Genomic DNA, 25,506 nt, shown 5'->3' with positions numbered 1-25,506 from the left:
GCTACTTGATAGAAGTATTGACCTTTGGTCTTCACGTTTTCGCCTAGTGGAGATAGGGCTGGGTTTTTAGCGTCGCCGTTATCTGACCATGGAGCCTTGTCAGATGCCTTAAGCAAGAGACGAGTCAACATGCCATCACCTGCGAATAGTTCGTATGGAATCACATGGTTAACACCAGCTGTGAATGGACCGTCACCCTTGGCTTTTTCTAGGTAGGCTGCTGGAACATCGATACTGTCTTTGATGTTGTTTTTAACTGCAGATTTGACATCGCTTCTTGTTACAAGACCGTTCAAGGTAATATTGACTTTACGTTCCTTGACAACCTTATTCAAATTTGGTTTATCACCGGCTGCTTCATAGACAGTCAGGGTAGCTTCATAGGTATTTGTACCATTAGTACGAAGTGTATCTAATAAATCCTGATCTTGCTTACCTGTAGTGTTACCATTCAAAGATACTTGATAGTAATACTTGCCATCAGGTAAATTTTTCACTGGTGGAATTTTTTCATTTTTATCCTTACCATTATCTGACCATGGAGCCTTGTCAGATGCTTTGAGCAAGAGACGAGTCAACATACCATCTCCTGCGAAAAGTTCATATTTAAGCGGTTTGTTTACACCAGCCAAGAAAGGACCGGAAGCTTTGGCTTGTTCTAGATAGCCCGCTGGGACATCGATACTGTCTTTAACATCCTCATCGACAGCTTTTTTAATATCTTCTGGACTTGCTTGTTTCCCATCCACATCAGCTGTATCTACAGCTTCTTTTAAGACATCTGCTAGCTCTGAATTTTCTTGAGCTTCTTCACCTTTTTCAAAAAGTGTATCCAGACGAGAAGGGCTTGTCTCCTCGCTCACTTCAGTTACTTCTGTAGGTGTAGAAAGTGAGTTCGTATTTCCAGCAACGACCTCAGGTTTCGCTTGAGCAAGAACAGTATCTCCCTGAGTTTCTGCTAAGTCACCCTCTTTCGTTCCCGATGTCTCTTCAGGTACAACTTGAGCAGGGGTCGGATTGACCCCATCGGCACGTACAGAACTTGGCTGACCAACTAGGACAAAGAAGCCACTAGCCACAACAACTGAGGCAACACCGACACTGAGACGGCGAATAGACCAACGAGTATATCTTTGATTTGGATTGAATTTCATAGGGTTCTCCTTAGAGTTTTTCTTTATTTGATGACTCTAGTATAATATCCTAAAATTAAAAAGGACTAAGAAAAAGTTAAAATTTTTCTTAAATCCCTCTTATAAAATACTTATATCAATTAAATCCATAAACAGATTTGGTGATTTGATAGACGACATTGGACAGTTTGCGAGCTGGCAAGACTGAATGTTTGGTCAAACGGCTAAGCATGGTCTTACGGATAGCCTGAAAAACCTCTGGATTTTCCTGCTGAATATAGGTCCACAGCTCCCGTTTTTTTGCCAAATGCTCTGCTGTACCTGCTCGATTGAGCAGGGCACTGGAAATCACCGTCGTAATCTCGATATGATTCAGCAGATATTCTCGCATTTTGGGGTGGCTCACTTGGGATAAATCAAGCTGGTCTACCAAGAGTCGATTGACTTTAAGTTGCTGGTCAATGCGCTTAATCATCACTTGCTCATTGACAGACTGGTCCTCACGCCCAATCAAATAACGATAGAAATCGACAGGCAGATAGTACATGGTCTTGACCTGCTGAAGAGGGGTAAAGACAAAGAGATTATCGACATAAAAAGTATGCTCAGGCAGTTGGAACTGGCTAGCACGCAACAAATCTGTCCGATAAATCAGCGAGTGCATCATGATATACTGGCCTTTGGAGAAATTTCCGACCTGGTCCCAGCCAAAAATCTGCCGAACAGGCAAGACTGACTCGTAGCTCATACTCTTCTTACGAGACTGACCTTCCTTTTCGTAAACAAAATTAGTCACAAAGGCGTCAACCTCTTGACCCTTACTCTCAAGTTCCTGCAAGGTTTCAAGAGTTTTCAAGTAGGCACGAGGATCCACCCAGTCATCACTGTCAACTACTTTAAAATAGCGCCCAGAAGCCTCTACCAAGCCACGATTGACCGCACCGCCATGGCCCTTATTTTCCTGATAAATGGCTCTAACGATGTTAGGATACTTGTCGGCTAAACGCTCAGCGATTTCCTGAGTCTGGTCCTGAGACCCATCATTGATAATCAAAATCTCAACTTGCTCACCACCAATCACTAGCGACTCCACACAGTAATGAAGATAGGCTGCAGCATTATAGCTAGGAATGGCGATAGACAATAACTTCATAATCTACTCCTTTAGGGGACTGATTTTTCTTACTCAATGAAAATCAAAGAGCAAACTAGGAAACTAGCCGCAGGTTGCTCAAAACACTGTTTTGAGGTTGCAGATAAGACTGACGAAGTCAGCTCAAAACACTGTTTTGAGGTTGTAGATAAGACTGACGAAGTCAGTTACCTATACCTACGGCAAGGTGACGTTGACGTGGTTTAAATTTGACTTTCGAAGAGTATTACTCTCTCTTGTCACTGCTTTCTATTCTACCATAAAGTCCAGCCTTTGAAGAACTTTTACTAGAATACAAGGCTTCTGTCTCTATTTACCATCTTAAGCATCAAAAAAGAGGGAAGCTCCCTCTTTTACAAATTCAATGCTGCTAGGGTATCCAAATACTGGTTGTTGATGACCGCCAAAATATAGGTATCTGCCTTCAAGAGGTCATCTGGTCCAAATTCAACATCCAATGGGGAATTTTCCTGCTCTCGGAAGCCCAAAATATTCAGATTATATTTGTCACGGAGGTCTAATTTACTCAGACTTTGACCTGCCCAAGACTGAGGAATTTTCATCTCCACAATAGAGACATTTTTATCCAACTGAAAGACACCAACACTATTATGGAAAAGAATGGTATGTGCTAGAGACTGCCCCATTTCATACTCTGGCGAGACAACCGAGTCAGCTCCAATCTTTTCTAGCACTTTCTTAGCAGTCTGACTTTTGACCTTAGCAATAACAGTCGGTACCCCCAAACTCTTACAGTGCATAACCGCAAGCACACTCGACTCCAGATTTCCACCTGTCGCGACGACAACGGTATCGCAGGTATCAATCCCTGCTGATCTCAATAATTCTTCATCTGTGATGTCACCAATCACTCCACGCGCCAAAACTGGCTCAAACTGATTGATGCGCTCTGCGTGGTCATCAATAGCGATAATATTCATATCCTGCTTGGCTAGGGCAGCTAGGACACTGCTCCCAAAAATTCCCAATCCTAAAATTCCAATCGTACGATCTGACATTCTCTTTCCTTTCTTAACCAATACTAATATCTGCTTTCATATAGTGAATCATATCTTTCTTTTCTGGATGGTAATCTGCCAAGCTAACAAACAAGGTCAAGGGACCAATTCGTCCCATAAACATAAGTGGCATGATAACACTGAGAGCCAATTTCCCAAGATCAGAAGTCAAATTTGCCGTTACACCAACTGTACTAAGAGCTGAAATGGTTTCAAATATGAGGTGGATAAAGGGAGGATTGCCTTTGGCTGTCATCCCTAGCAGAATCAATCCTACCAAGAAGCTCATCAAAAAGATAATAAAGACACTAAAGGATTTTTGAACCGTTCGCGGCGCAATCGTTCGTCTCGCAACATTGGCATGAGGCAAGCCCAAAAGCTCACTTCGCGCAAAGACCAAGAGGACAAAAAATGTCGTAATCTTGAGCCCCCCAGCCGTTCCCCCAGGTGCCCCACCTAGAAACATCTGTAAGATATAAATCAAAAGAGTCACAGGATGAGCCTGAGTATAATCTATCGTAGAAAAGCCTGCTGTTCGCATCGTCACTGTTTGAAAAAAGCTAACTAAAACCTTATCGGCAACAGGGAGATTGCCAATCGTTCCAGCATTGTTCCACTCAAGAAAGAGAGTAGTTGCCGTTCCAAATAACAACAAACCTAGAGTCAATAATAGTACAAGCTTCGTATGAAAGTGCAGGCGCCCTTTTTTCTTTCTTCCTACATGACCAGCCAAATCAAACCAGACCATAAAGCCAAAACCACCTGTAATAATTAAGCCTGCAATCACCAGATTGACCAGTAAATCGGTCTGAAAAGCAAATAAACTGGTGCTCCCCAAATTATCAAAACCTGCATTACAGAAGGCGGATATAGCTAGAAAAATGGAACTAAAAAGACCGCGCCCCCAGCCAAGTTGTGGAACAAAACGAAAACTGAGGAATAGAGCTCCCAAACCCTCAACTAGAAAAGTTGTGAGAAAAATAGAATGGACAAACTTTCTCAAAGATCGAGTTTCTCCATAACTAAAACTATCCTGAATAGTTGCACGGCTACGAAGACTAAGCTTTTGCTTGCTCTGGATATAGAAAACTCCAATAAAAGTCATGAGTCCTAGACCACCGATCTGAATCAAGAGCAAACAGATTATTTGACCCCAGATATTATATGTGTGAGCTACTGGAAGGGTTGAAAGACCTGTCACACAGACTGCAGAGACAGCAGTGAAAAGATGATCAAAATAAGTCGCTCGTGAGCTTTCAACTTGGACAAAGGGCAAGCTCAAAAGAAGAGAGCCTAGTAAAATGACCAAGGCAAAACTCAAAAAAATACGACGGGCTGGCGATAAACGAGATAAGCCTAGCTCTATTTTTTCCTTAGATAATTTGAATAACATGTTTCCATTGTACCATAAAACAAAAGAAATATCTCAAATAGGAATGGACAAAACATCGCGTACGCTTATCCTAAAAAAGAGGTTATCCAAACTCGTCCATTTCTAGAAACGTCTAAAAACTACCGACTTCCTATTTTATTCGGCAAAAAATAATCATCAATCAAGCTTTTAAAGTTCTCCTTCACTAAGATAAGAAACTGCCGAGAAAAGCGACTAAAGTTGCACAACACTTGCTAAACTCAGTTCTAACGCCTTCTCAAAAGCTTCCGATCCCCAGTCACGACTATCGTACTGGTCCAAGTCTGCTAAGGAATCAGCTGTGAACAACAATTCTCCCCAGAGAACCCCTCGCAGTTGGGCTACTGCCACAAGCGCAGAACACTCCATCTCCACAACAGCACAGCCCTCTTCCTTACGATAAGCCACCTTTTCAGCCGTTTCTCGGTAAAAACCGTCTGTCGTCCAGGTCAGGACTTCTTCATAGGGAATCCCTCTGACTTCCAAAACTTGCTCAATGGCAGCAATAGCCTCTGGCTGCATTTCCATATAACGAGAAGGTGCCACATAGTGGTAACTGGCTCCTTCATCTCGCAGAGCGCGAACAGGGACTAGAAAGGCATTTTCCTCTATATCGGCTAGCACACCACAGGTACCTGTGGAAATAATCTGCTCCACACCATAGCCAATCAACCAATCCATAAACTGGGCTGCTGGAGCTGAACCAACAGGAGCCTGAGCCAGACAAATCTCCTCGCCTTTGTAGTTCACGACATAGACTGGATAGGTCTTGGTGGCTGAAACGAATTCGCCGACACAGTCCGCCCCTACTTCCCTCGCATAGCGGTCAATCTCTTCACCTAAAAATGCATAGACACATTTCTTGGGCAAGTGCAAGTCCAGCCCCTCGTGATTGGGCATGATAACCGCCTGAGGATTATCATCAAACTCTAAAATGGGAATCGCATGTTTCTGAATCATAACCCACCTCCTCTAATTTTGTACTATTGTATCAAAAACTGACAAAGTGTCAAGGAGGAAGCTGATGAACTGAGGAAAAGCTAATACTAGAATAAAAACCACTTTCTACAATTGATGCTCTGATTTTCATCACATCCTGTCTATCGAGCTAAGCAAATACGAGTCACAATTCCATCTGAGTCTGTGATTTCCAATTGGCTCGATGTCATCCATTTGATTGGTGCGTCAACTTCTTGTGCTCGTTGGGCAATCGTTAACAGTTCTTCTTTATGTGCGACTTCGATGACATAGTAGGCTAAACCTGGTAAGCCTTGCTTACGCGAATCCAGACCTTTTCCTCCCCATTCGTTAACTGCTAAATGATGATGGTAATCTCCAGCCGCAATCCAACTAGCGCTAGGCACACTGAATTTATCCTCTAGCCCTAACACCTTTTGATAAAACTGGCTGGACTTTCGACTATCCTTGACGGAAAGATGAATATGCCCCATTCTCGTACCTTCTGTCAAGATAAAGGGCTCTACTCTTTCCCCCAACTCATAAATGTCCTGCGCCGCAAGAGCCTCCGTCACTCCGATAATGCGTCCATCTTCTCGAATATCCCATGTGGAAACCGGCTTATCTCGATAGAGTTCAATGCCATTTCCCTCCAAATCTTCCAAGTAAATAGCTTCACTGTAACCATGGTCTGCACCGCCGACAAGAGGAATCTGTAAATCTGTCAGGTGTTTCAAGACATCAGCCAAAGCCTTGCGTGTGGGCAAGAGAATGGCCAAATGGTAAAGACCACAATGTTCCCTCACTTCTCCGCTCTCTTGTGCTTGAATCAGCTGTACCAAGACTTTTCCACCAAGGCCTAGAATGGACTCTGTCTCAGTTTGAGATAAGATTTCTAAACCAATAACTTGCTGATAAAAGGCTGTTTGACTGGCCAAATCCTTTACATTTAAAACTGTCTCTGCCAAATAAATGTGACTCTTGTATTCATAGGTCATAAATGGTCCTCTTTTCTCGTTGTAATTATTACAACTATTGTATAATTTCCATCAAGAAAGTCAAGCCAGATAACTCAAAAATAACACCATTTCAGGATAATATAAAGTAAATCATTTCATAATAAAACGCATATTATCAAACTTTTCATCACCTGACAATATGCGTTATTTTAATTTTAAAGACTTTTTGACCAGCTTTTTTATTTCACAACAAGTTCATAACGTGTCTTACTGGTGAAGGTTTGACCAGCTTTAAGAATGACTTGGTCTTTGAGGTCGCTGTGAATGGCATCTGGTAAAGCTTGCGCTTCAAGGGCAATCCCATTGTGCTGCACCATTGGCTGACCAGCCACAAGTACACTCTCATCCACAAAGTTTGCTGTGTAGACCACAAAGCAAGGAGTTTCTGTCTTGAAAAGCAGGAAGCGACCTGAATTTTGGTCATAAAGGAATCCAGCATTGTCATGGCCTACAGGAAGGGCAAATGGGTGATCCAAACCTGATGCCAGCTGGATTTGCTCATCTTCTTCTGCAAAGATATCCTTCAACAAGGCACCATTGTAGATGTGTTTGACCACATCACGGTTGGCTTCTGGAGTTTTGGCAGGAACACCATCGGGAGCGATTGGGTAAATACCCTCTGTATTTAGTTGGAAGACATGACGGTCAATCGTCTGCGTGAAATCACCAGACAAGTTGAAATAGCTGTGGTTGGTTGGATTGACCAGCGTATCCTGATCGGTCGTCACCTTGTAGCTGATTTTATAGGCACCAGTTTCTTCCAAGTGATAACTGATCCAAATCTTGAGATTTCCAGGGAACCCTCCTGTCCCATCTGTACGCTCTGTGTAGAGAGTCAAGCCATGATCGCTTACTTCTTCAACTTCAAACAAGCTGGAATCCCAACCAGTTGAACCACTGTGATTACAGTTGCTAGCATTATTAACCTCAAGGTCATAGGTCTTACCATTGAGCTCAAAGGTCGCACCTGCAATACGACCCGCTACAGGACCTACACTTGCTCCATGCTTGGGACTATTGCCTACATAACTATCAAAGTCATCAAATCCCAAGATAACATTGGCAAAATTTCCAGCCTTGTCAGGTGCGACATAGCGCAAGATGGTCGCACCATAAGTCATAACCTCAAGTTGGTAGCCACCGTCTGTCTCAAATCGATAGGCCAAGACATCCTCGCCCTCAACATTTCCAAATACACGCTCTGTGTATGCTTTCATTCTGTTCTCCTTTTACTATTTCTCTCAAGCAAACAAACCATAGAAAGCGTACTGACAATCTATGGTTTATCTGATAATTTACAAATCCTCTTGTCAAGAATTCATAAACACTGTCTTACTTTTGATATTCGTGAATTATGACACCTTGTACTACACGGTTTACTGTACCTGTAGGAGACGGTGTATCTGGTTTATTTTCTACCTTGAGTGAAGTCAATAGGGCAAAGAGTTGGGCATAAACGATGTAAGGGAAGACACGGTAAATATCATTCAAGACACCGCCACAACCAAGGGCCACTTCTTTGACATTTTCAAGACCAAAAGCTTGATCACTCAAAAGCACAACACGACGAGCAATCTGGTCACCAGCAACTTCACGAACCAAGTCCAAGTCGTACTTACGAGTGTAGTCTGTCGTTGTACCAAAGACCAAAACAACTGTATTTTCGTTGATAAGAGATTTTGGACCGTGACGGAAGCCAACTGGACTTTCATACATGGTCGCAACTTGACCAGCAGTTAATTCCAAAATCTTGAGCTGAGCTTCATGAGCAAGTCCAAAGAAAGGACCAGCGCCTAGATAGATGACACGGTTAAAGTCTAAATCAACGAGCTCTTTGACATCTTCTGCCTTGTCTAAAACTTTACGGGCAAGACTAGATACAACTTCAAAACGTTCAGACTTAACAGCAAATTCTGTAGGATCAAAGACCAAGAGAGCTGTCAACATCATAGACGTAAAGCTAGAAGTCATGGCAAATCCAGCATCATTAGAGACAGCTGGTTGCAAGAGCAAGAGATTACGGTCATCACCGTGAGCTTGAAGAGCCAATTTACCATCTGCTGCACAAGTAATCGTCACTTGATAAAGCTCATCCACCAAGGATTTGGCCAAATCAACAGTCGCCACACTTTCAGGCGAGTTCCCACTACGAGCAAAAGACACAAGGACAGTTGCCACATCTTTTTTCAAATAGGTTGCTGGATTGGCAACGATATCTGTTGTCGCAATAGCATTGAAATTCCATTTGCGTTCGTCATAGACTTCCTTAAAGTAAGGTAGCAAGGTATCTCCCACATAAGCAGAAGTCCCAGCACCTGTCAAGATAACCTTAATATAGTCATGTTTATCAGCGATTTCTTGTAGGAAGGCTGCAATTTCTTCACGTTTTGCTTGGTAAAATTCAAAAGCTTCTCTCCATACATCAGGCTGTTGGTAGATTTCACGCGTAGTGATTTCTGCACCCAATTCGAGCAAGTCTTCTTTTGTATAATGTAGCATTGAGTTCCTCTTTTTCTATTAAATATGGGAATGGGAGTAAGCTCCATTCCCATGTATATTTTATATAAAATGCTCTAACGATTTTCACGTTGTCACATGAATTGAATCGAGTTCCAACTAAAATCTGTAGGAAACTAGCCGCAGGCTGCTCAAAGCACTGCTTTGAGGTTGCCGGATAAGACTGACGAAGTCAGTAACATATACCTACGGCAAGGCGACGTTGACGTAGTTTGAAGAGATTTTCGAAGAGTATTATTCATCTTCGTCATCATCGAAGCCCGCTAACAGGTCATTAACTTTCACAATACTTTCTGCAGCACGGCTCTTGTAGTCCGCATCTGCGCCTGTAAGGCTCGCATTGATAAATTCAATCACCATTGGAAGATTCATCCCTGCGTAAAGGTCAATATCACGACCTTCCATGATCAAGCGACTCACCACATTACAAGGTGTCCCACCGAGAAGATCCGCAAAGACTAGGAAATCATCCACCCCTTCAATAACAGCTTCAAATTTAGCAGTAAATTCTTCTGGGCCATCTTCTGGAAGAAGAGCTACTGTGTAAATGTTGTCTTGTGGGCCCATAATCATTTCTGTGCTACCTCTAAGCTCCTCACAGAAGCGACCATGGCTCACCAAAATTAATGATTTAGTCATAAGGAATTACATTCCAAGTGCAAAGTGACCAAGGGCAGAAAGAGTCAAAGCAAGTACGATAATAATACCGATAGCTTTAGTAGAGTTCATACCTTTCTTACCAAGCAACCAGAAGATAAAGGCAGTAAAGATTGCTGGAAGCAAACGTGGGAAGATTTGGTTCAAGATGTCTTGGAAATCAATCATCTTTTCACCGATTGGCAACTTGTAAGAAATTTCAAAGTTAATCACTGTTGCTACAAGAGCACCCATCATGAAGACACCAAGTACAGATGCAGCGTCAATCAAAGCTGTCAAGGTACTTTGCATGTTGTTGATAAGGTTAACCCCTTCTTTGTAAGCAAATTCCAACTGTTTCCAACGGAAGATGTCATACGCTACTGCAACTGCAATCCAAAGGAAGATCCCCCAAGGTTGGCCAGCGATAGCCATAGTTGCTGCGACTGACCCCATGATAGCAGGTACAAGTGAACCAAAGATTGTATCCCCAAGAGGAGCGAATGGTCCCATCAAACCTGTCTTGATACCGTTAACGGCGTCTTTTGAACCTACACCATCTTTTTCTTCCATGGCAAGGTCAAAACCAGCGATAATAGTATGGAAGAATGGTGAAGTATTGAAGAATTGAGTATGAACTTTCATCATTTCTTTCAATTCAGGAGTTCCATCCCCATACATTTTACGCAACTGAGGCAAGATCATGTAAAGGTAACCAGAAGCTTGCATACGTTCGTAGTTCCAACCTAATTGGAAAGTAAACAAGCTACGTTTGTTGATTTGATTAAAATCTTCTTTTGTTAGTTTGTAATTAGAATTCGTCATCTTCGATTTCCCCACTTTCTGATGGTGTAGAAGGTGCTGCTACAGCTACTTTTTGGCTATTTTTGAAGTGAAGCACTGCAAGGAAAATACCTACGATAGAGATACCAATCATAGACAATCCTTTGAAGTTGTTCACGAAACCAATTTTTTCAGCAACTTCAGCAGGAAGAGTACCTACGATACCAGCAACAGCGCCACCAAGACCTGTTACATATGAGTAAAGAACAGTCAACATAGCTGTCAAACCAAATCCCATAGCAAGGTAATGAAGGTTACGTTTAACTGGAAGGTAACGAAGCAAGATTGCAAATCCAAGACCTGGAAGCATACGTCCTGCGAGTGTCAAACCATCTGCAATCCATTGGTATTTTGTAACGAAGTCTACTACGCCTTGTACAAATTCACCACCAAAAGCAAGGGCAAAGAAGACTGGAAGGGCACGAGATAAAGCCCAAGGAATCGCACCAAGCAAGTAGTTGCGTTCAATACCTTTATAGTCAAAGCGTTCGATGGCAGCATCCACACGGTGAGCGAAGAAGGTAGTAGTCATACGACCAAGAACGTCGAAGTAAGTCAAGAGAGTTGCTACTGGTACAGCGATTGTAGTAATGGCAAGCGGTGCATCAATTCCTTGTGAAACAGAGAAGGCTGTCGCAAGAACCGCACCAGAAGTTGCGTCGATACGAGAAGCACCACCGAAGGTACCAACCCCAAGAACGAACAGTTGCAAGTTACCACCGATAAGCAAACCAGTAGTCACATCTCCCATGATTAAACCAGTAATGAAACCAGCAAATACAGGGGAACCTGCAGATGAAACGATCGTCAACTCATCACAGATTTGATAAGCTGAGTACAAAGTGAGAAGTAAAATTTGCCACCATTGTATCATAACAATGACCTCCTAAAAAATTTTTTCCTATTTTAATAAGCTCAAAAAGTCTGAAATTGGATCATTTGGAACCATTTGAGCAGTAAGTTTAACACCTTTTTCTGCCAATTTGTGGAAATCTTCCACATCCTTGTCTACTACGTTGATAGAACGTGTGATAGGGCGAGTTTCTGGTGTTTGAGACATATTCCCAACATTAAGGGTTTCAAGTGGTACACCTGCTTCTACCAAACCAAGGAAGCGGTCTGGTTTACGAGCAACGATAAAGAGACGTTGGCTATCGTATTTACCAGCAAGAATATTGGCTGCCGCTTTCTCAATTGGCAAAATACTCAATTTTACACCTGGTGGTGTCGCAAGTTTCAAACCACTCTTTTCAACATCGTTGTTGACAACTTCGTCATCTACAACCATAATACGTGAAACATTTAGTTTTCCAGCCCAAAGATTGGCTACTTGTCCGTGGATCAAACGTCCATCGATACGGCATCCTACAATTGTCATAAGTTTTCCCCCTTTATGTGTTTTAGTGTAGGTTTACGAGTTAAATGAATCTCTTCTTTATATTGGCCCTCTGTTTCAAAGATGATGATGCGGTTGGCACCTTCCTTGAGATAGCTATGAGGGATATAAAGTGAGAGGGTTGGGCCGACGTTCCAAAAACGTCCTAGATTCTGCCCATTGACAAAGGCAACTCCCTTACCAAACTCAGACAAGTCTAGGTAAGTATCTTTTGGCTCTTGGACTGTAAAGTCATAAGCGTAAAAGGCTGGTTGTCCTTGAGTCCATCCTTTTGAAAAATCAATTTTCTTAGGATTGTCTAGTGGGAGTGGATAGTGTTTCCAGTTCAGTAAGAAATGCAAATCCTTACAAACCCCTGTCCGAATTCCCTTACGTTGCGTATCTGCTAAGAACTTATGCCCATAGTTGACACGCCCCATATTTTCTATCAATATGTCAATCCTAGATAACGCTTTCTTTTCACCTTGATAAAAAATATCTTCCCCAATCTCTGTCTGATATTGGGTTTTAATCCACTGACCATCGACATACAGCTGGGCCCTATCTCGACCGTCAATGATACGAAGTCTTTCTTCTTCTGCATCCCAGTTTGTTTCTGTTCGATAGAGTAAGTAACCATAGCTTTGTCCCAGCTCCTCCATCTTTTTAGGATAGAGGCTTTCTACTGGACTTGACAAGCTATCCAAGGTTTCAAACAAGGAAACTTTTTCTACTATTGGTATAGCATCCAACTCCATACTCTCTTTGTAGAGTGGTTCTAACTGCGGATACTCTGGGAAATGTGTTGCCATCATCTTCTTGACTGCCAAGTATTTGGCAGTTGGATTTCCTTCTTCATCCAGAAGAGCATCGTAATCATAAGATGTAACTTGTGGCAGGTCCAAAGTCCCTCGAGCTGAGCAACCATTCATGAAGCCAAAGTTTGTACCACCGTGGAACATGTAAAGATTGATGGAGCCTTGTTCCAAAACCTCTCGAACTGCATCTGCCAATTCCTTAGGATCCCGTGTGATAATCGGTTCTTTCCAACGATTGAACCAGCCATCCCAGAACTCCATACACATGAGCGGCCATTTCTTGCCATGCTCATCAAAGAATTCCTGCATCTGTGAAAAGTTGTAAGGTGCCTTAGAACCAAAGTTCCCTGTTACAAAGAGGTCATCTTCGATTAAGGTTCCCGCTTTCAGAGTAGCTCTCCAAGGACCATCTGATGTAAAGAGAGGACAGGTTACGCCACGCTCTTCCATCAGCTGTCGAATGGCTCTCAGGTAAGCCTTATCTTCTCCATAAGAACCATACTCATTTTCAACCTGCATCATGAGGATATTGCCACCATTGTCCAACAGATGTGGAACCAGTCGTGGCAAGAGCTGATCATAATAGCGACCGACAGCCTCAATATAGGCAGGATCTGAAGAACGAATCCTCATGTCTTTGGTTAAGAGCCAGGCTGGTAAACCACCGAATTCCCACTCCGCACAGATGAAGGGTGACGGACGAACGATAGCGTAGAGACCCAAGTCTTGCGCTGTCTGTAGAAATCGCTCCAAATCCAGAGCTCCTTCAAAATGAAACTCACCCTCACGAGGCTCGTGTAAATTCCAAGCCACATAAGTCTCTACCGTATTAAAACCAAGAGCCTTCAAGTTATAGAGCGAATGATACCAATCCTCTGGAGGAATCCTAAAATAATGAATGGCGCCGGACAAAATCTTGAACGGTTTCCCATCTAAATAGAAATCGTCTCGTATCTCAAATCGTGTCATAAAACTACCTTTTGATTGCAAAGTTTGCGCTTTCACTCGTTGTTATAGTAATTATAAACCAATCTGTTTGAATTGTCAATAGAAATTGTCGGAATATTTACTGTAATTTTACTATTATACACACGTTCAATTAGTTTCAAACATTTTCAGACCCATTTCAAACGCTCTTTACATTCGGAATAGAGAACCTAAAATAATTTTGTATAAAATACATTTATAAAATATGAGCAATGCCTATGTAACTTAATTTTTTAATCTGTTATCTAATTTTTTATTCAAAAGACTACTATTTTTTTCGCTTTTATGGTAAAATTTTCTATGGAGAAGGAAAATAGAGGTAAAAATATGGCAATTCCCAAATATCAATACATAAAAGACGAATTAAAAAATAAAATCATCTCTGGGCAGTTTAGCAGTGGAGATAAATTTTACACTGAAGCAGAACTCATTTCAATGTACGATGTCAGCTCTATCACAGTTGTTCGCGCCTTAAACGACCTTGCCAAAGATGGCTATATTGTCCGCCAACAAGGAAAAGGAACCTTCGTTTCACGTGCACGCAAACACAAGTTTGTAGAGTTTTCAGATATTGAACTCTTCAATGCTAAAGATGATAAGGTAACTGTTCTTTCAATTGAACGCGGAAACAAGCTTGTTTACTTGGAAAAATTGGGTCTACGCGGCGATCAATTCTACTACAAGATTGAACGTATCCGCGAATCAAACGGTGTCGTTTATATCTACCATACATCCTACATCCCAGAACAATATATCAACGCAAATTATCCAAACCTTGAATACTATAGTTCTATCTATAATCGTTTCAAGTTAGACTACCACATTCACATGAATGATGAACACTTTGAAGAAATCAACGAAATAGTCTTTCCAACTCCAGAACATGCGGCTTCAGTCCTCGGAGTCGATGAACAATTCCCTACTGTCCTACAAACTAAAATCACCAAACTCGAATCAACTGGCCAAGTTTTAGAATACAGTGAAACTTACAAACGATCTGATTACTACAAGATTAAATTCATCTCATGTGACCGTGATCACTAAGAAGAAAGCCTGAGCCTAATCGCTCGGGCTTTTTCTATGCTTATTATACCACACCAAAAAGGTAGCGCTTACCTATTTTTGGAAGATTCTATAATTTGTGGAATATTTTATAGAAATAGAACCAAAAATTATACTAGATATATATACGTATTTTTTCCGACTAATCTGAAATCTTAAGCTTAAATTTTATATTTTTTTATACTTATTATAGTTTTTTGTCATCTCCTCTTGACTCTCGTTAATATAAGAAATAAAATAAAGGCGTTGATTTATATAATCGCTATCAATATAACAATGCAATCAGGAGGTTTTGCAATGAAACATGAAAAACAACAGCGTTTTTCTATTCGTAAATACGCTGTAGGAGCAGCTTCTGTTCTAATTGGATTTGCCTTCCAAGCACAGACTGTTGCAGCCGATGGAGTTACTCCTACTACTACAGAAAACCAACCGACCATCCATACGGTTTCTGATTCCCCTCAATCATCCGAAAATCGGACTGAGGAAACACCTAAAGCAGAGCTTCAACCAGAAGCTCCAAAAACTGTAGAAACAGAAACTCCAGCTACTGATAAGGTAGCTAGTCTTCCAAAAACAGAAGAAAAACCACAAGAGGAAGTTAGTTCAACTCCTAGTGATAAAGCAGAGGTGGTAACTCCAACTTCTGCTGAAAAAGAAACTGCTAATAAAAAGGCAGAAGAAGCTAAAGAGATTGATTCTAAAGAGTCAAATACAGACAAGACTGACAAGGATAAACCAGCTGAAAAAGATGCTAAAAAAAATGAAGCGAAAGCAGAGGCTGACAAACCGGCAACAGAGGCAGGAAAGGAACGTGCTGCAACTGTAAGTGAAAAACTAGCGAAAAAGAAAATTGTTTCTATTGATGCTGGACGTAAATATTTCTCACCAGAACAGCTCAAGGAAATCATCGATAAAGCGAAACATTATGGCTACACTGATTTACACCTATTAGTCGGAAATGATGGACTTCGTTTCATGTTGGACGATATGAGCATCACAGCTAACGGCAAGACCTATGCCAGTGACGATGTCAAACGCGCCATTGAAAAAGGTACAAATGATTATTACAACGATCCAAACGGCAATCACTTAACAGAAAGTCAAATGACAGATCTGATTAACTATGCAAAAGATAAAGGTATCGGTCTCATTCCGACAGTAAATAGTCCTGGTCACATGGATGCGATTCTCAATGCCATGAAAGAATTGGGAATCCAAAACCCTAACTTTAGCTATTTTGGGAAGGAATCAGCCCGTACTGTCGATCTTGACAACGAACAAGCTGTCGCTTTTACAAAAGCCCTTATCGACAAGTATGCTGCTTATTTCGCGAAAAAAACTGAAATCTTCAACATCGGACTTGATGAATATGCCAATGATGCGACAGATGCTAAAGGTTGGAGTGTGCTTCAAGCTGATAAATACTATCCAAACGAAGGCTACCCTGTAAAAGGCTATGAAAAATTTATTGCCTACGCCAATGACCTCGCTCGTATTGTAAAATCGCACGGTCTCAAACCAATGGCCTTTAACGACGGTATCTACTACAATAGCGACACAAGCTTTGGTAGTTTTGACAAAGACATCATCGTTTCTATGTGGACTGGTGGTTGGGGAGGCTACGATGTCGCTTCTTCTAAACTACTAGCTGAAAAAGGTCACCAAATCCTTAATACCAATGATGCTTGGTACTACGTTCTTGGACGAAACGCTGATGACCAAGGTTGGTACAATCTCGATCAGGGGCTCAATGGTATTAAAAACACACCAATCACTTCTGTACCAAAAACAGAAGGAGCTGATGTCCCAATCATCGGTGGTATGGTAGCTGCTTGGGCCGATACCCCATCTGCACGTTATTCTCCATCTCGCCTCTTCAAACTCATGCGTCATTTTGCAAATGCCAACGCTGAATACTTCGCAGCCAACTATCAACCTGCAGAAAAAGCACTAGAAACTATTCCAAAAGACTCTAACCGTTATACTGCTGAAAGTTTTGCTGCTGTCAAAGAAGCTGAAAAAGCCATCCGTTCACTCGATAGCAACCTCAGCCGTGCTCAACAGGATACGATTGATCAAGCAATCGCAAGCCTTCAAGATGCTATTAAAAACTTGGCTTTAACTCCAGAAGCACAAAAAGAAGAGGATGCTAAACGCGAACTTGAAAAACTGAATAAGAATAAAGTCATTTCCATCGATGCAGGTCGCAAATACTTTACTCTGAACCAGCTCAAACGCATCGTAGACAAGGCCAGTGAGCTCGGATATTCTGATGTTCATCTCCTTCTAGGAAATGACGGACTTCGCTTTCTACTCGATGATATGACCATTACTGCCAACGGAAAAACCTATGCTAGTGATGACGTTAAAAAAGCTATTATCGAAGGAACTAAAGCTTACTACGACGATCCAAACGGTACTGCACTAACACAGGCAGAAGTGACAGAGCTAATTGAATACGCTAAATCTAAGGACATCGGTCTCATCCCAGCTATTAACAGTCCAGGTCACATGGATGCTATGCTGGTTGCCATGGAAAAATTAGGTACTAAAAATCCTCAAGCAAACTTTGATAAAGTTTCAAAAACAACCATGGACCTTGAAAATCAAGAAGCCCTTAACTTTACCAAAGCCCTTATCGGTAAGTATATGGATTACTTTGCTGATAAATCAAAGATATTCAACTATGGTACAGATGAATATGCCAATGATGCGACCAACGCCCAAGGTTGGTACTACCTCAAATGGTATGGACTCTATAACAAGTTTGCAGACTATTCTAACAGTCTAGCTGCTATGGCTAAGGAAAGAGGGCTACAACCAATGGCCTTCAACGATGGCTTCTATTACGAAGACAAGGATGATGCTGAATTCGATAAAGATGTCTTGATTTCTTACTGGTCTAAAGGCTGGTGGGGCTACAACCTTGCGTCACCTCAGTATCTGGCAAACAAAGGTTATAAGTTCTTGAATACCAACGGTGACTGGTACTATGTTTTAGGAAATCACAAACAAGATGAAGCTTATCCTCTTTCAAAGGCAATTGAAAATTCTGGAAAAACACCATTCAATCAACTAGCTTCTACCAAATATCCTGAAGTAGATCTTCCAACAGTCGGAAGTATGCTTTCAATCTGGGCAGATAGACCAAGCGCTGAATACAAGGAAGAGGAAATCTTTGAACTCATGACTGCCTTTGCAGACCACAACAAAGACTACTTCCGTGCTAATTATAATGCTCTCCGCGAAGAATTAGCTAAAATTCCTACAAACTTAGAAGGATATAGTAAAGAAAGTCTTGAGGCCCTTGACGCAGCTAAAACAGCTCTAAATTACAACCTCAACCGTAATAAACAAGCTGAGCTTGACACACTTGTAGCCAACCTAAAAGCCGCTCTTCAAGGCCTCAAACCAGCTGCAACTCATTCAGGAAGCCTAGATGAAAATGAAGTGGCTGCCAATGTTGAAACCAGACCAGAACTCATCACAAGAACTGAAGAAATTCCATTTGAAGTTATCAAGAAAGAAAATCCTAACCTCCCAGCTGGTCAGGAAAATATTATCACAGCAGGAGTCAAAGGTGAACGAACTCATTACATCTCTGTACTCACTGAAAATGGAAAAACAACAGAAACAGTCCTTGATAGCCAGGTAACCAAAGAAGTTATAAACCAAGTGGTTGAAGTTGGCGCTCCTGTAACTCACAAGGGTGATGAAAGTGGTCTTGCACCAACTACTGAGGTAAAACCTAGACTGGATATCCAAAAAGAAGAAATTCCATTTACCACAGTGACTCGTGAAAATCCACTCTTACTCAAAGGAAAAACACAAGTCATTACTAAGGGCGTCAATGGACATCGTAGCAACTTCTACTCTGTGAGCACTTCTGCCGATGGTAAGGAAGTGAAAACACTTGTAAATAGTGTCGTAGCACAGGAAGCCGTTACTCAAATAGTCGAAGTCGGAACTATGGTAACACATGTAGGCGATGAAAACGGACAAGCCGCTATTGCTGAAGAAAAACCAAAACTAGAAATCCCAAGCCAACCAGCTCCATCAACTGCTCCTGCTGAGGAAAGCAAAGCTCTTCCTCAAGATCCAGCTCCTGTGGTAACAGAGAAAAAACTTCCTGAAACAGGAACTCACGATTCTGCAGGACTAGTAGTCGCAGGACTCATGTCCACACTAGCAGCCTATGGACTCACTAAAAGAAAAGAAGACTAAGTCTTTTCGATAAAAAATAAACAGCGAGATTGAAGCTCGCTGTTTATTTTTTAATTAATCACCTAGTCCAAGACGTTCAAAGATATCATCCACTCGTTTGGTGTAATAAACTGGGTTGAAGATTTCATCGATTTCTTCTTGAGTGAGACGTGATGTTACTTCTGAATCTGCCTCAAGAAGTGGTTTAAAGTCTACTTGGTTGTCCCAAGAGTAGGCTGTTTTTGGTTGCACCAAGTCATAGGCTTGCTCACGGGTCATGCCTTTTTCAATCAATGTCAACATAGCCCGTTGGCTAAAGATAAGACCAAAAGTCGAGTTCATGTTTCGGATCATATTTTCTGGGAAGACTGTCAAGTTCTTGACGATATTTCCAAAACGGTTGAGCATGTAGTCAATCAAAATGGTCGTATCTGGTGTGATGATACGCTCAGCTGATGAGTGAGAAATATCGCGTTCGTGCCAGAGAGCGACGTTTTCATAAGCCGTAATCATGTGACCACGAATGACACGCGCCAGACCAGTCATATTTTCAGAACCGATTGGGTTGCGTTTGTGAGGCATTGCTGAAGACCCTTTTTGCCCTTTAGCAAAGAACTCTTCTACTTCGCGTTGCTCAGATTTTTGTAGACCACGAATCTCAGTCGCCATACGTTCGATTGAAGTCGCAATGCTGGCAAGAACCGCAAAGTACTCAGCGTGAAGGTCACGAGGAAGGACTTGTGTAGAGATTTCTTGGGCACGGATGCCAAGTTTATCGCAGACATACTCCTCTACAAATGGTGGGATATTGGCAAAGTTCCCAACCGCACCAGAAATCTTACCAGCTTCTACACCAGCAGCTGCATGCTCGAAACGCTCGATATTGCGTTTCATTTCGCTGTACCAAGTTGCCAATTTAAGACCAAAGGTTGTCGGCTCAGCGTGCACACCATGAGTACGCCCCATCATGATGGTGAACTTGTGCTCCTTGGCCTTGTCAGCGATGATATTAGTGAAGTTTTCAAGGTCACGACGGATGATGTCGTTGGCCTGCTTGTAGAGGTAACCATAAGCAGTATCCACCACGTCGGTAGAAGTTAACCCATAGTGAACCCACTTGCGCTCTTCACCAAGAGTCTCAGAAACCGCACGCGTGAAAGCCACCACATCGTGGCGCGTCTCCTGCTCAATTTCCAAAATACGGTCGATGTCAAAGTCCGCCTTCTTGCGAATCAAAGCCACATCTTCCTTAGGGATTTCCCCCAACTCAGCCCATGCCTCGTCAGAGAGGATTTCCACCTCAAGCCAAGCACGGTATTTATTTTCTTCACTCCAAATATTCGCCATCTCAGGGCGAGAGTAACGGTTGATCATGTGTTAATTTTTCCTTTCTTCTTAAGCTGTTGGGAATAAGCTATCTAGGTAAACCAAGATTTCTACTCAAACTCCTCTTTTTCAATAAACACAGACGGGTAATGATCTAGTGTATTCAAATCCGTATCCAGCGGTACATCATAGATAGCTAAATAATTTTCGGGGTATTGTGCAGCTAGTTCTTCATATTTAGCTTGTACCTTATCTTGGTCAGCACTGGCATACAACACTTCAACAACTGCTCCAGTCTTATCCTTTTCAATAAATGTATTAACGATAATTTGTATCATAGACTTGTCCTAAAAATCAATCCCTTCCCCAAGCTCATCCACACTATCCGGTACATCACTAAACAAGGTCACATGTCCCATCTTGCGGTTGTGCTTCGCTTCTATTTTACCATACATGTGGAGGTGGGCGCTTGAATTTTCTGTCACATATTGCTCAGCAGCCTCGACATGCTGACCGAGGACATTAAGCATAACGGCTGGCGCATGGAGTTTGATGACTGGTAATGGTGCTCCGAGAACACCGAGAATATGGGTGTCAAACTGAGAGAAATCACAGGCTTCAATAGAATAGTGCCCAGAGTTATGTGGTCGTGGGGCGATTTCATTGACAATAACGTCATCATCAGTCGCAAACATTTCCACACAGAGAGTTCCAGACAAGTTGAGTTGTTCTGCGATTCGCACTGCCATAGCTTTAGCCTTGTCTACTAGACTTTCAGAAATGCGGGCTGGTACGATGGTCTTAGACAGGATATTGTTGCGGTGGATATTTTCCTGAACTGGGAAAAACGTCACCTCCTTGCCATTTCCTGACACGATGACAGAAATCTCAAGGTCAAAGTTGATAAATTCTTCCAAGACGCAGTCTGCTGAGTCTGCTAGCGCATAGGCTGCTTCCAAGTCTGCTTCTGAACGAATAACCTTTTGTCCATGACCATCGTAGCCACCAGTCGCAGTCTTGAGGACATAGTTTTTCGACAAGTCGATATCTGCCAAGTCTAGGCTAGAAGTCACGACCTTGTAGGGTGCCACAGTGACTTGAGCCTTGTTTGACAAAAAGTCCTTTTCAAAAATACGATTTTGCGAAATGCGGAGCAGATCTGTTCCTTGAGGGAGTTGTCCATCCTTGATAACGGCATCCAAACCGTCAGCGTCGACATTTTCAAACTCGTAAGTGAGGACATCGCAACGGTCTGCCAACTGACGGAGGGCGTCCACATCGTTATAAGGTGCCACAATGATTTCCGCCACGCGAGAGGCCGGGCAATCCGCCGCAGGATCCAGCGCGATAACCTTGTGCCCCATGTAGATAGCAGAAATGGCCATCATCTGACCCAGTTGACCGCCACCGATAATTCCGATTGTTTTAGATGAGCTCATTGGTAGACTCCTCTGCGATTTTTCCTTGTTCTTCTGCAAAATCTGCCAAAGCCGTCGCGATAGCTTGATCCTCTACTGAAAGAAGACGGAGGGCGAAGAGAGCCGCATTTGTCGCACCAGCTTCACCGATAGCCATTGTCGCAACAGGCACCCCACCCGGCATCTGAACGATAGAATAGAGTGAATCCACGCCACTAAGGGCACGAGATTTGACTGGCACGCCAATGACTGGAAGGGTTGTTTTGGCAGCTACCATTCCTGGCAAGTGGGCTGCGCCACCTGCACCTGCGATAATGACCTTGATGCCACGGCTACGAGCTTCTTCGGCATGTCTGAACATGAGGTCTGGTGTGCGGTGGGCAGAGACAACCTTCTTCTCGTAGGCTACACCGAAGCGGTCTAGGACTTCTGCTGTTTTTTGCATGGTTGCCCAGTCGGATTTTGAGCCCATGATGATGGAAATAATTGGTTTAGTCATAATTTTTCCTTTTTTCTTCTTTTTTGATAATGGTCTTAGGTGGTGGGGACGGAAGCAAACCTTCGGTTTCATTCCTAAACTTTGAGCCTAAGGTCTCAAAGTTTCCCCCTGACCAGAACATTCACTGTTCTGGTCTTTTCACCACGACGACCATTATCGTGTTTGGCGACTACGGCGCGTTATTCTTATATCTTTACTTAATTGCCTTGCTTCCGATATCTGTTCGGTAGAAGAGTCCTTCTATTTTTTGTTGGGATAGTTCTTGGTAGATGCTGGCTTGGGCTTCTTTGACGGTGGCTGCTGTGGTAACGAGCATATAAACTCGTCCGCCGTTTGAGATCAGTGCTCTGCTATTTTCCGCAAACTTAGCCCCTGCATAGTAGGTGATGACATCGCCTTCTGTCTTGGCTGGCAACTCAACGCCCCTTTCATAGTCTAGCGGGTAGCCCTTGGATGCGACAACCACACCCAGAGTCACACCCTTATCCGTCCAGGTGATGTTTGGCTCCTTGCTATCCAGAATATCTGTAATATTTTGTGCAAAGTCAGATGTCAAACGAGGCAAGATAATCTGTGTTTCAGGATCTCCAAAGCGAGCATTGAACTCGATGACTTTAGGATCTTCTGCTGTCAGGATAAGCCCTGCATAGAGGATGCCAAGATACGGACGGCCTTCTTTGATCATCCCTTCAAGGATTGGCTTGACAATAGTCTCAACCGCTGTATCAACTACACTCTGTGGTAAGTGTGGAACTGGCGCATAGGCACCCATCCCACCAGTGTTAGGCCCCTTATCGCCATCATAGGCACGTTTGTGGTCTTGCGCTGTTGGCATGATGTAGAACTTGTCCCCATTGACAAAGGCAAAGAGTGAAAATTCCTCTCCTTCAAGGAATTCCTCAATAACCACACGCGCACCTGAGTCACCAAATTTATTGTCCAAAAGCATCTCGTGAGCTGCTTCGACCGCTTGCTCAACCCTCTCCGCAACGACGACACCCTTCCCAAGCGCCAGGCCATCCGCCTTGACTACGATAGGCGCACCCTGCTTTTCGATATAGGCCTTGGCTTCCTCGAAATCTGAGAATGTGCCATAGGTTGCTGTCGGAACGCCGTATTTGACCATGATTTCCTTAGCAAAATCCTTGGACCACTCCAACTCTGCCGCCAATCTTGTCGGACCAAAGGCTTTGAGACCAGCTTGGTTAAAATCATCCACGATACCAGCTGCAAGGGCGTCATCTGGCCCTATAAAGGTCCAAGCAATATCGTTGGCTTTTGCAAACTCAATCAATTTAGAATGTTCGGAAATAGAGATATTTACCAATTCCAGACCATCCAGAGTCATACCGTCATTTCCAGGAGCTACAAATACTTTTTCAACGTCTTTTGATTCAAGCAACTTTTTAGCAATCGCATGTTCACGACCACCCGAACCGACAACAAGTAGTTTCATCTCACAACCTCTTTTGCGAATTATTTACTAACATTATAACACAAACGTTCGTTTTAATCTTGTTTTATTAAGCATTTTTAAAGCAAAAAAGGAAAGAAACTGTTTTCTTCCCTTTAGTGTTCTTAATGTCTAAAATGTCTCACGCCTGTGAAGACCATGGTCAAGCCATATTTATCCGCAGCCTCGATAGATTCTTGGTCACGGACGGACCCACCTGGCTGGATGATGGCCTTGATTCCTGCTTTGGCGATTTCTTCCACATTATCCGCAAATGGGAAGAAGGCATCCGAAGCAAGAACAGCACCGTCAAGGCGGTCTTTGGCTTGGTCAATGGCAATACGAACGGAAGCCACACGGTTGGTTTGACCCGGACCGACACCAAGTGTCATGTGGTCATTGGTTACGATGATTCCGTTTGATTTGACGTACTTGATAGCTTTCCAAGCAAACTCAAGAGCTGTCGCTTCTGTCTCAGTTGGTTGGCGTTTGGTCACCACTTGCCAGTCAGCTGGGCTTTCCTTGACCACGTCTTGATTTTGCACGAGAAGTCCACCGACTAGACCTGTGTATTCTGCTTCCACTTCGCTAGCCTCTTGAGCGTCAAATGGCAAGGCAAGGATACGCAAGTTTTTCTTTTTGTTGGTCAAAATAGCTAGCGCCTCATCCGTATAGCTTGGTGCGATGATGATTTCAAGGAAAACACCATGCATCTTCTCGGCTGTCGCAGCATCTACCTCACGGTTAAGAACAACGATACCACCAAAGATAGAAACTGGGTCAGACTCATAAGCGTAGTCCCAAGCAGTCTCGATGTCATCAGCCTGACCGATTCCACATGGGTTCATGTGTTTGAGAGCCACAACGGTTGGACGGTCTTTGAAGTCACGGATGATACGGATAGCAGCATCCGCATCACGGATATTGTTGAAGGACAATTCCTTACCGTTGAGCTGTTTAGCGGATGCAATTGAGTAGTCTGTTGGCAAAGCTTTTTGGTAGAAATCCGCGTCTTGTTGAGGGTTCTCACCGTAACGCATAGCTTGTTTGAGAACATAGGTCAAAGTCAACTTTTCAGGCTTACTTTCACCCACTTGAGTTGTAAAATACTCTGCAATCAAGGCATCATAAGCTGCTGTGTGACGGAAAACCTTGGCTGCCAAACGTTGACGCGTTTCGTAACTTGTTTCTCCATTTGCTGCCAATTCGTCAAGAACCACAGCATAATCCGCAGGATCCACCACAACTGTCACGCTGGCGTGATTCTTCGCTGCCGAGCGAAGCATAGATGGCCCACCGATATCGATGTTCTCAACCGCATCAGCATAAGTCACATCTGGTTTGAGAATCGTTTCTTTAAAGGGATAGAGATTGACCACTACAAGGTCAATAAGCTCGATTTTATTATCCTTAGCTGCTTCCAAATGACTATCCAAATCACGACGAGCAAGGAGCCCACCATGGATATTTGGATGAAGGGTCTTGACACGACCGTCCATCATCTCTGGAAAACCAGTCACATCATCGATGGCAATGGTGTCCACCCCAGCATTATCAAGGGCAACCTTGGTCCCACCTGTCGAGATAATATCCCAACCAAGTTTTTTAAGTTCTTGGGCAAATTCAACAATGCCCACTTTGTCTGAGACGCTGATTAAGGCTTTTTTCGTCATT

At 42.9% G+C, this 25,506-nt stretch carries 22 protein-coding genes; 3 read left to right on the top strand and 19 right to left on the bottom strand.

What is annotated here, in order from left to right; translation table 11 throughout:
* Nucleotides 1–1,154: PavB family fibronectin-binding SSURE repeat adhesin (locus B4W83_RS08870; protein ID WP_083022257.1), on the bottom strand; the 1,154-nt coding region annotated here is incomplete at its 3' end.
* Between the two features lie 115 nt (nucleotides 1,155–1,269).
* Nucleotides 1,270–2,286, bottom strand: coding sequence for a glycosyltransferase family 2 protein (locus B4W83_RS08865; protein WP_000771879.1), 1,017 nt, complete (start codon nucleotides 2,284–2,286; stop codon nucleotides 1,270–1,272).
* 36 nt (nucleotides 2,287–2,322) lie between these two features.
* On the opposite strand from B4W83_RS08865, the gene B4W83_RS13500 reads away from it, so the two are divergent.
* A complete protein-coding gene (locus B4W83_RS13500; RefSeq protein ID WP_000692926.1) occupies nucleotides 2,323–2,493 on the top strand; it encodes a hypothetical protein in 171 nt (56 codons plus the stop codon).
* A gap of 146 nt (nucleotides 2,494–2,639) precedes the next feature.
* Here the strand turns inward: B4W83_RS13500 and B4W83_RS08855 are convergent, their stop codons facing one another.
* From B4W83_RS08855 to B4W83_RS08800, 11 genes are all read right to left on the bottom strand, one after another.
* Nucleotides 2,640–3,305 carry a potassium channel family protein gene (locus B4W83_RS08855; protein ID WP_001283900.1) on the bottom strand — a complete coding sequence of 222 codons (666 nt, stop codon included), beginning with the start codon at nucleotides 3,303–3,305 and terminating at the stop codon, nucleotides 2,640–2,642.
* 13 nt (nucleotides 3,306–3,318) lie between these two features.
* A complete protein-coding gene (locus B4W83_RS08850; protein WP_000897723.1) occupies nucleotides 3,319–4,698 on the bottom strand; it encodes a TrkH family potassium uptake protein in 1,380 nt (459 codons plus the stop codon).
* A 213-nt stretch (nucleotides 4,699–4,911) separates the two neighbouring features.
* Complete coding sequence (locus B4W83_RS08845) at nucleotides 4,912–5,676, bottom strand: nucleoside phosphorylase (protein WP_000614982.1); 765 nt, start codon at nucleotides 5,674–5,676, stop codon at nucleotides 4,912–4,914.
* 140 nt (nucleotides 5,677–5,816) lie between these two features.
* Entirely contained in the window at nucleotides 5,817–6,671 is an 855-nt protein-coding gene (locus B4W83_RS08840) for a VOC family protein (protein ID WP_000220708.1), read from the bottom strand.
* A gap of 200 nt (nucleotides 6,672–6,871) precedes the next feature.
* On the bottom strand, nucleotides 6,872–7,909 hold the full coding sequence (locus B4W83_RS08835) for an aldose epimerase family protein (protein ID WP_000649432.1): 1,038 nt from the start codon (nucleotides 7,907–7,909) through the stop codon (nucleotides 6,872–6,874).
* 115 nt (nucleotides 7,910–8,024) lie between these two features.
* Nucleotides 8,025–9,191: an SIS domain-containing protein gene (locus B4W83_RS08830; RefSeq protein WP_000903556.1), complete on the bottom strand. Its 1,167-nt coding sequence runs from the start codon at nucleotides 9,189–9,191 to the stop codon at nucleotides 8,025–8,027.
* Between the two features lie 252 nt (nucleotides 9,192–9,443).
* Complete coding sequence (locus B4W83_RS08820) at nucleotides 9,444–9,848, bottom strand: PTS sugar transporter subunit IIA (protein ID WP_007284837.1); 405 nt, start codon at nucleotides 9,846–9,848, stop codon at nucleotides 9,444–9,446.
* Between the two features lie 6 nt (nucleotides 9,849–9,854).
* Complete coding sequence (locus tag B4W83_RS08815; RefSeq protein WP_000185300.1) at nucleotides 9,855–10,670, bottom strand: PTS system mannose/fructose/sorbose family transporter subunit IID; 816 nt, start codon at nucleotides 10,668–10,670, stop codon at nucleotides 9,855–9,857.
* Nucleotides 10,657–11,562, bottom strand: a complete 906-nt coding sequence (locus B4W83_RS08810) for a PTS mannose/fructose/sorbose/N-acetylgalactosamine transporter subunit IIC (RefSeq protein WP_000617007.1) — start codon at nucleotides 11,560–11,562, stop codon at nucleotides 10,657–10,659. Before B4W83_RS08810 ends, B4W83_RS08815 begins: the two co-directional genes overlap by 14 nt.
* Nucleotides 11,563–11,589: 27 nt before the next feature.
* Entirely contained in the window at nucleotides 11,590–12,066 is a 477-nt protein-coding gene (locus tag B4W83_RS08805; protein WP_000156972.1) for a PTS sugar transporter subunit IIB, read from the bottom strand.
* A complete protein-coding gene (locus B4W83_RS08800; protein ID WP_000196546.1) occupies nucleotides 12,063–13,850 on the bottom strand; it encodes a glycoside hydrolase family 35 protein in 1,788 nt (595 codons plus the stop codon). Before B4W83_RS08800 ends, B4W83_RS08805 begins: the two co-directional genes overlap by 4 nt.
* A 345-nt stretch (nucleotides 13,851–14,195) precedes the next feature.
* Here B4W83_RS08800 and B4W83_RS08795 point away from each other — a divergent pair, with 345 nt between their 5' ends.
* Together B4W83_RS08795 and strH are read left to right on the top strand one after the other, a co-directional pair.
* On the top strand, nucleotides 14,196–14,912 hold the full coding sequence (locus B4W83_RS08795; protein WP_025172089.1) for a GntR family transcriptional regulator: 717 nt from the start codon (nucleotides 14,196–14,198) through the stop codon (nucleotides 14,910–14,912).
* Nucleotides 14,913–15,227: 315 nt separating this feature from the next.
* Entirely contained in the window at nucleotides 15,228–19,157 is a 3,930-nt protein-coding gene (gene strH, locus B4W83_RS08790) for an LPXTG-anchored beta-N-acetylhexosaminidase StrH (RefSeq protein ID WP_000679916.1), read from the top strand.
* Nucleotides 19,158–19,211: 54 nt separating this feature from the next.
* Here strH and purB read toward each other — a convergent pair whose 3' ends face one another.
* The 6 genes from purB to purH form a co-directional block, all read right to left on the bottom strand.
* Nucleotides 19,212–20,510, bottom strand: a complete 1,299-nt coding sequence (gene purB, locus B4W83_RS08785; protein WP_000610745.1) for an adenylosuccinate lyase — start codon at nucleotides 20,508–20,510, stop codon at nucleotides 19,212–19,214.
* Nucleotides 20,511–20,572: 62 nt separating this feature from the next.
* The gene (locus B4W83_RS08780) at nucleotides 20,573–20,800 is read right to left on the bottom strand and encodes a hypothetical protein (RefSeq protein WP_000614701.1); all 228 of its coding nucleotides are present in this window, start codon (nucleotides 20,798–20,800) and stop codon (nucleotides 20,573–20,575) included.
* A 9-nt stretch (nucleotides 20,801–20,809) separates the two neighbouring features.
* Complete coding sequence (gene purK, locus B4W83_RS08775) at nucleotides 20,810–21,901, bottom strand: 5-(carboxyamino)imidazole ribonucleotide synthase (protein WP_000099012.1); 1,092 nt, start codon at nucleotides 21,899–21,901, stop codon at nucleotides 20,810–20,812.
* Entirely contained in the window at nucleotides 21,888–22,379 is a 492-nt protein-coding gene (purE, locus tag B4W83_RS08770; protein WP_000165491.1) for a 5-(carboxyamino)imidazole ribonucleotide mutase, read from the bottom strand. Before purE ends, purK begins: the two co-directional genes overlap by 14 nt.
* 193 nt (nucleotides 22,380–22,572) lie before the next feature.
* Nucleotides 22,573–23,835, bottom strand: a complete 1,263-nt coding sequence (gene purD / locus B4W83_RS08765) for a phosphoribosylamine--glycine ligase (RefSeq protein WP_000772219.1) — start codon at nucleotides 23,833–23,835, stop codon at nucleotides 22,573–22,575.
* 122 nt (nucleotides 23,836–23,957) lie between these two features.
* A complete protein-coding gene (gene purH, locus B4W83_RS08760; RefSeq protein ID WP_000161905.1) occupies nucleotides 23,958–25,505 on the bottom strand; it encodes a bifunctional phosphoribosylaminoimidazolecarboxamide formyltransferase/IMP cyclohydrolase in 1,548 nt (515 codons plus the stop codon).
* Nucleotide 25,506: the final 1 nt, after the last annotated feature.

Origin of the sequence: Streptococcus pseudopneumoniae ATCC BAA-960 = CCUG 49455 (assembly GCF_002087075.1) — a bacterium.
GTDB classification, from domain to species: domain Bacteria; phylum Bacillota; class Bacilli; order Lactobacillales; family Streptococcaceae; genus Streptococcus; species Streptococcus pseudopneumoniae.
The sequence above is the reverse complement of the archived record's forward strand: the minus strand, read 5'-3'. Positions and strand labels throughout refer to the sequence as shown.

Excerpts from the sequence above, each read along its gene's own strand:
- B4W83_RS08800 (WP_000196546.1), bottom strand. The coding sequence starts at position 13,850 with ATGACACGATTTGAGATACGAGACGATTTCTATTTAGATGGGAAACCG.
- B4W83_RS08815 (WP_000185300.1), bottom strand. The coding sequence starts at position 10,670 with ATGACGAATTCTAATTACAAACTAACAAAAGAAGATTTTAATCAAATC.
- B4W83_RS08845 (WP_000614982.1), bottom strand. The coding sequence starts at position 5,676 with ATGATTCAGAAACATGCGATTCCCATTTTAGAGTTTGATGATAATCCT.
- B4W83_RS08850 (WP_000897723.1), bottom strand. The coding sequence starts at position 4,698 with ATGTTATTCAAATTATCTAAGGAAAAAATAGAGCTAGGCTTATCTCGT.
- B4W83_RS08855 (WP_001283900.1), bottom strand. The coding sequence starts at position 3,305 with ATGTCAGATCGTACGATTGGAATTTTAGGATTGGGAATTTTTGGGAGC.
- B4W83_RS08810 (WP_000617007.1), bottom strand. The coding sequence starts at position 11,562 with ATGATACAATGGTGGCAAATTTTACTTCTCACTTTGTACTCAGCTTAT.
- B4W83_RS08805 (WP_000156972.1), bottom strand. The coding sequence starts at position 12,066 with ATGACAATTGTAGGATGCCGTATCGATGGACGTTTGATCCACGGACAA.
- purB (WP_000610745.1), bottom strand. The coding sequence starts at position 20,510 with ATGATCAACCGTTACTCTCGCCCTGAGATGGCGAATATTTGGAGTGAA.
- purD (WP_000772219.1), bottom strand. The coding sequence starts at position 23,835 with ATGAAACTACTTGTTGTCGGTTCGGGTGGTCGTGAACATGCGATTGCT.
- B4W83_RS08795 (WP_025172089.1), top strand. The coding sequence starts at position 14,196 with ATGGCAATTCCCAAATATCAATACATAAAAGACGAATTAAAAAATAAA.
- B4W83_RS08830 (WP_000903556.1), bottom strand. The coding sequence starts at position 9,191 with ATGCTACATTATACAAAAGAAGACTTGCTCGAATTGGGTGCAGAAATC.
- purH (WP_000161905.1), bottom strand. The coding sequence starts at position 25,505 with ATGACGAAAAAAGCCTTAATCAGCGTCTCAGACAAAGTGGGCATTGTT.
- purE (WP_000165491.1), bottom strand. The coding sequence starts at position 22,379 with ATGACTAAACCAATTATTTCCATCATCATGGGCTCAAAATCCGACTGG.
- B4W83_RS13500 (WP_000692926.1), top strand. The coding sequence starts at position 2,323 with ATGAAAATCAAAGAGCAAACTAGGAAACTAGCCGCAGGTTGCTCAAAA.
- B4W83_RS08840 (WP_000220708.1), bottom strand. The coding sequence starts at position 6,671 with ATGACCTATGAATACAAGAGTCACATTTATTTGGCAGAGACAGTTTTA.
- B4W83_RS08780 (WP_000614701.1), bottom strand. The coding sequence starts at position 20,800 with ATGATACAAATTATCGTTAATACATTTATTGAAAAGGATAAGACTGGA.
- B4W83_RS08865 (WP_000771879.1), bottom strand. The coding sequence starts at position 2,286 with ATGAAGTTATTGTCTATCGCCATTCCTAGCTATAATGCTGCAGCCTAT.
- B4W83_RS08835 (WP_000649432.1), bottom strand. The coding sequence starts at position 7,909 with ATGAAAGCATACACAGAGCGTGTATTTGGAAATGTTGAGGGCGAGGAT.
- B4W83_RS08820 (WP_007284837.1), bottom strand. The coding sequence starts at position 9,848 with ATGACTAAATCATTAATTTTGGTGAGCCATGGTCGCTTCTGTGAGGAG.
- purK (WP_000099012.1), bottom strand. The coding sequence starts at position 21,901 with ATGAGCTCATCTAAAACAATCGGAATTATCGGTGGCGGTCAACTGGGT.
- strH (WP_000679916.1), top strand. The coding sequence starts at position 15,228 with ATGAAACATGAAAAACAACAGCGTTTTTCTATTCGTAAATACGCTGTA.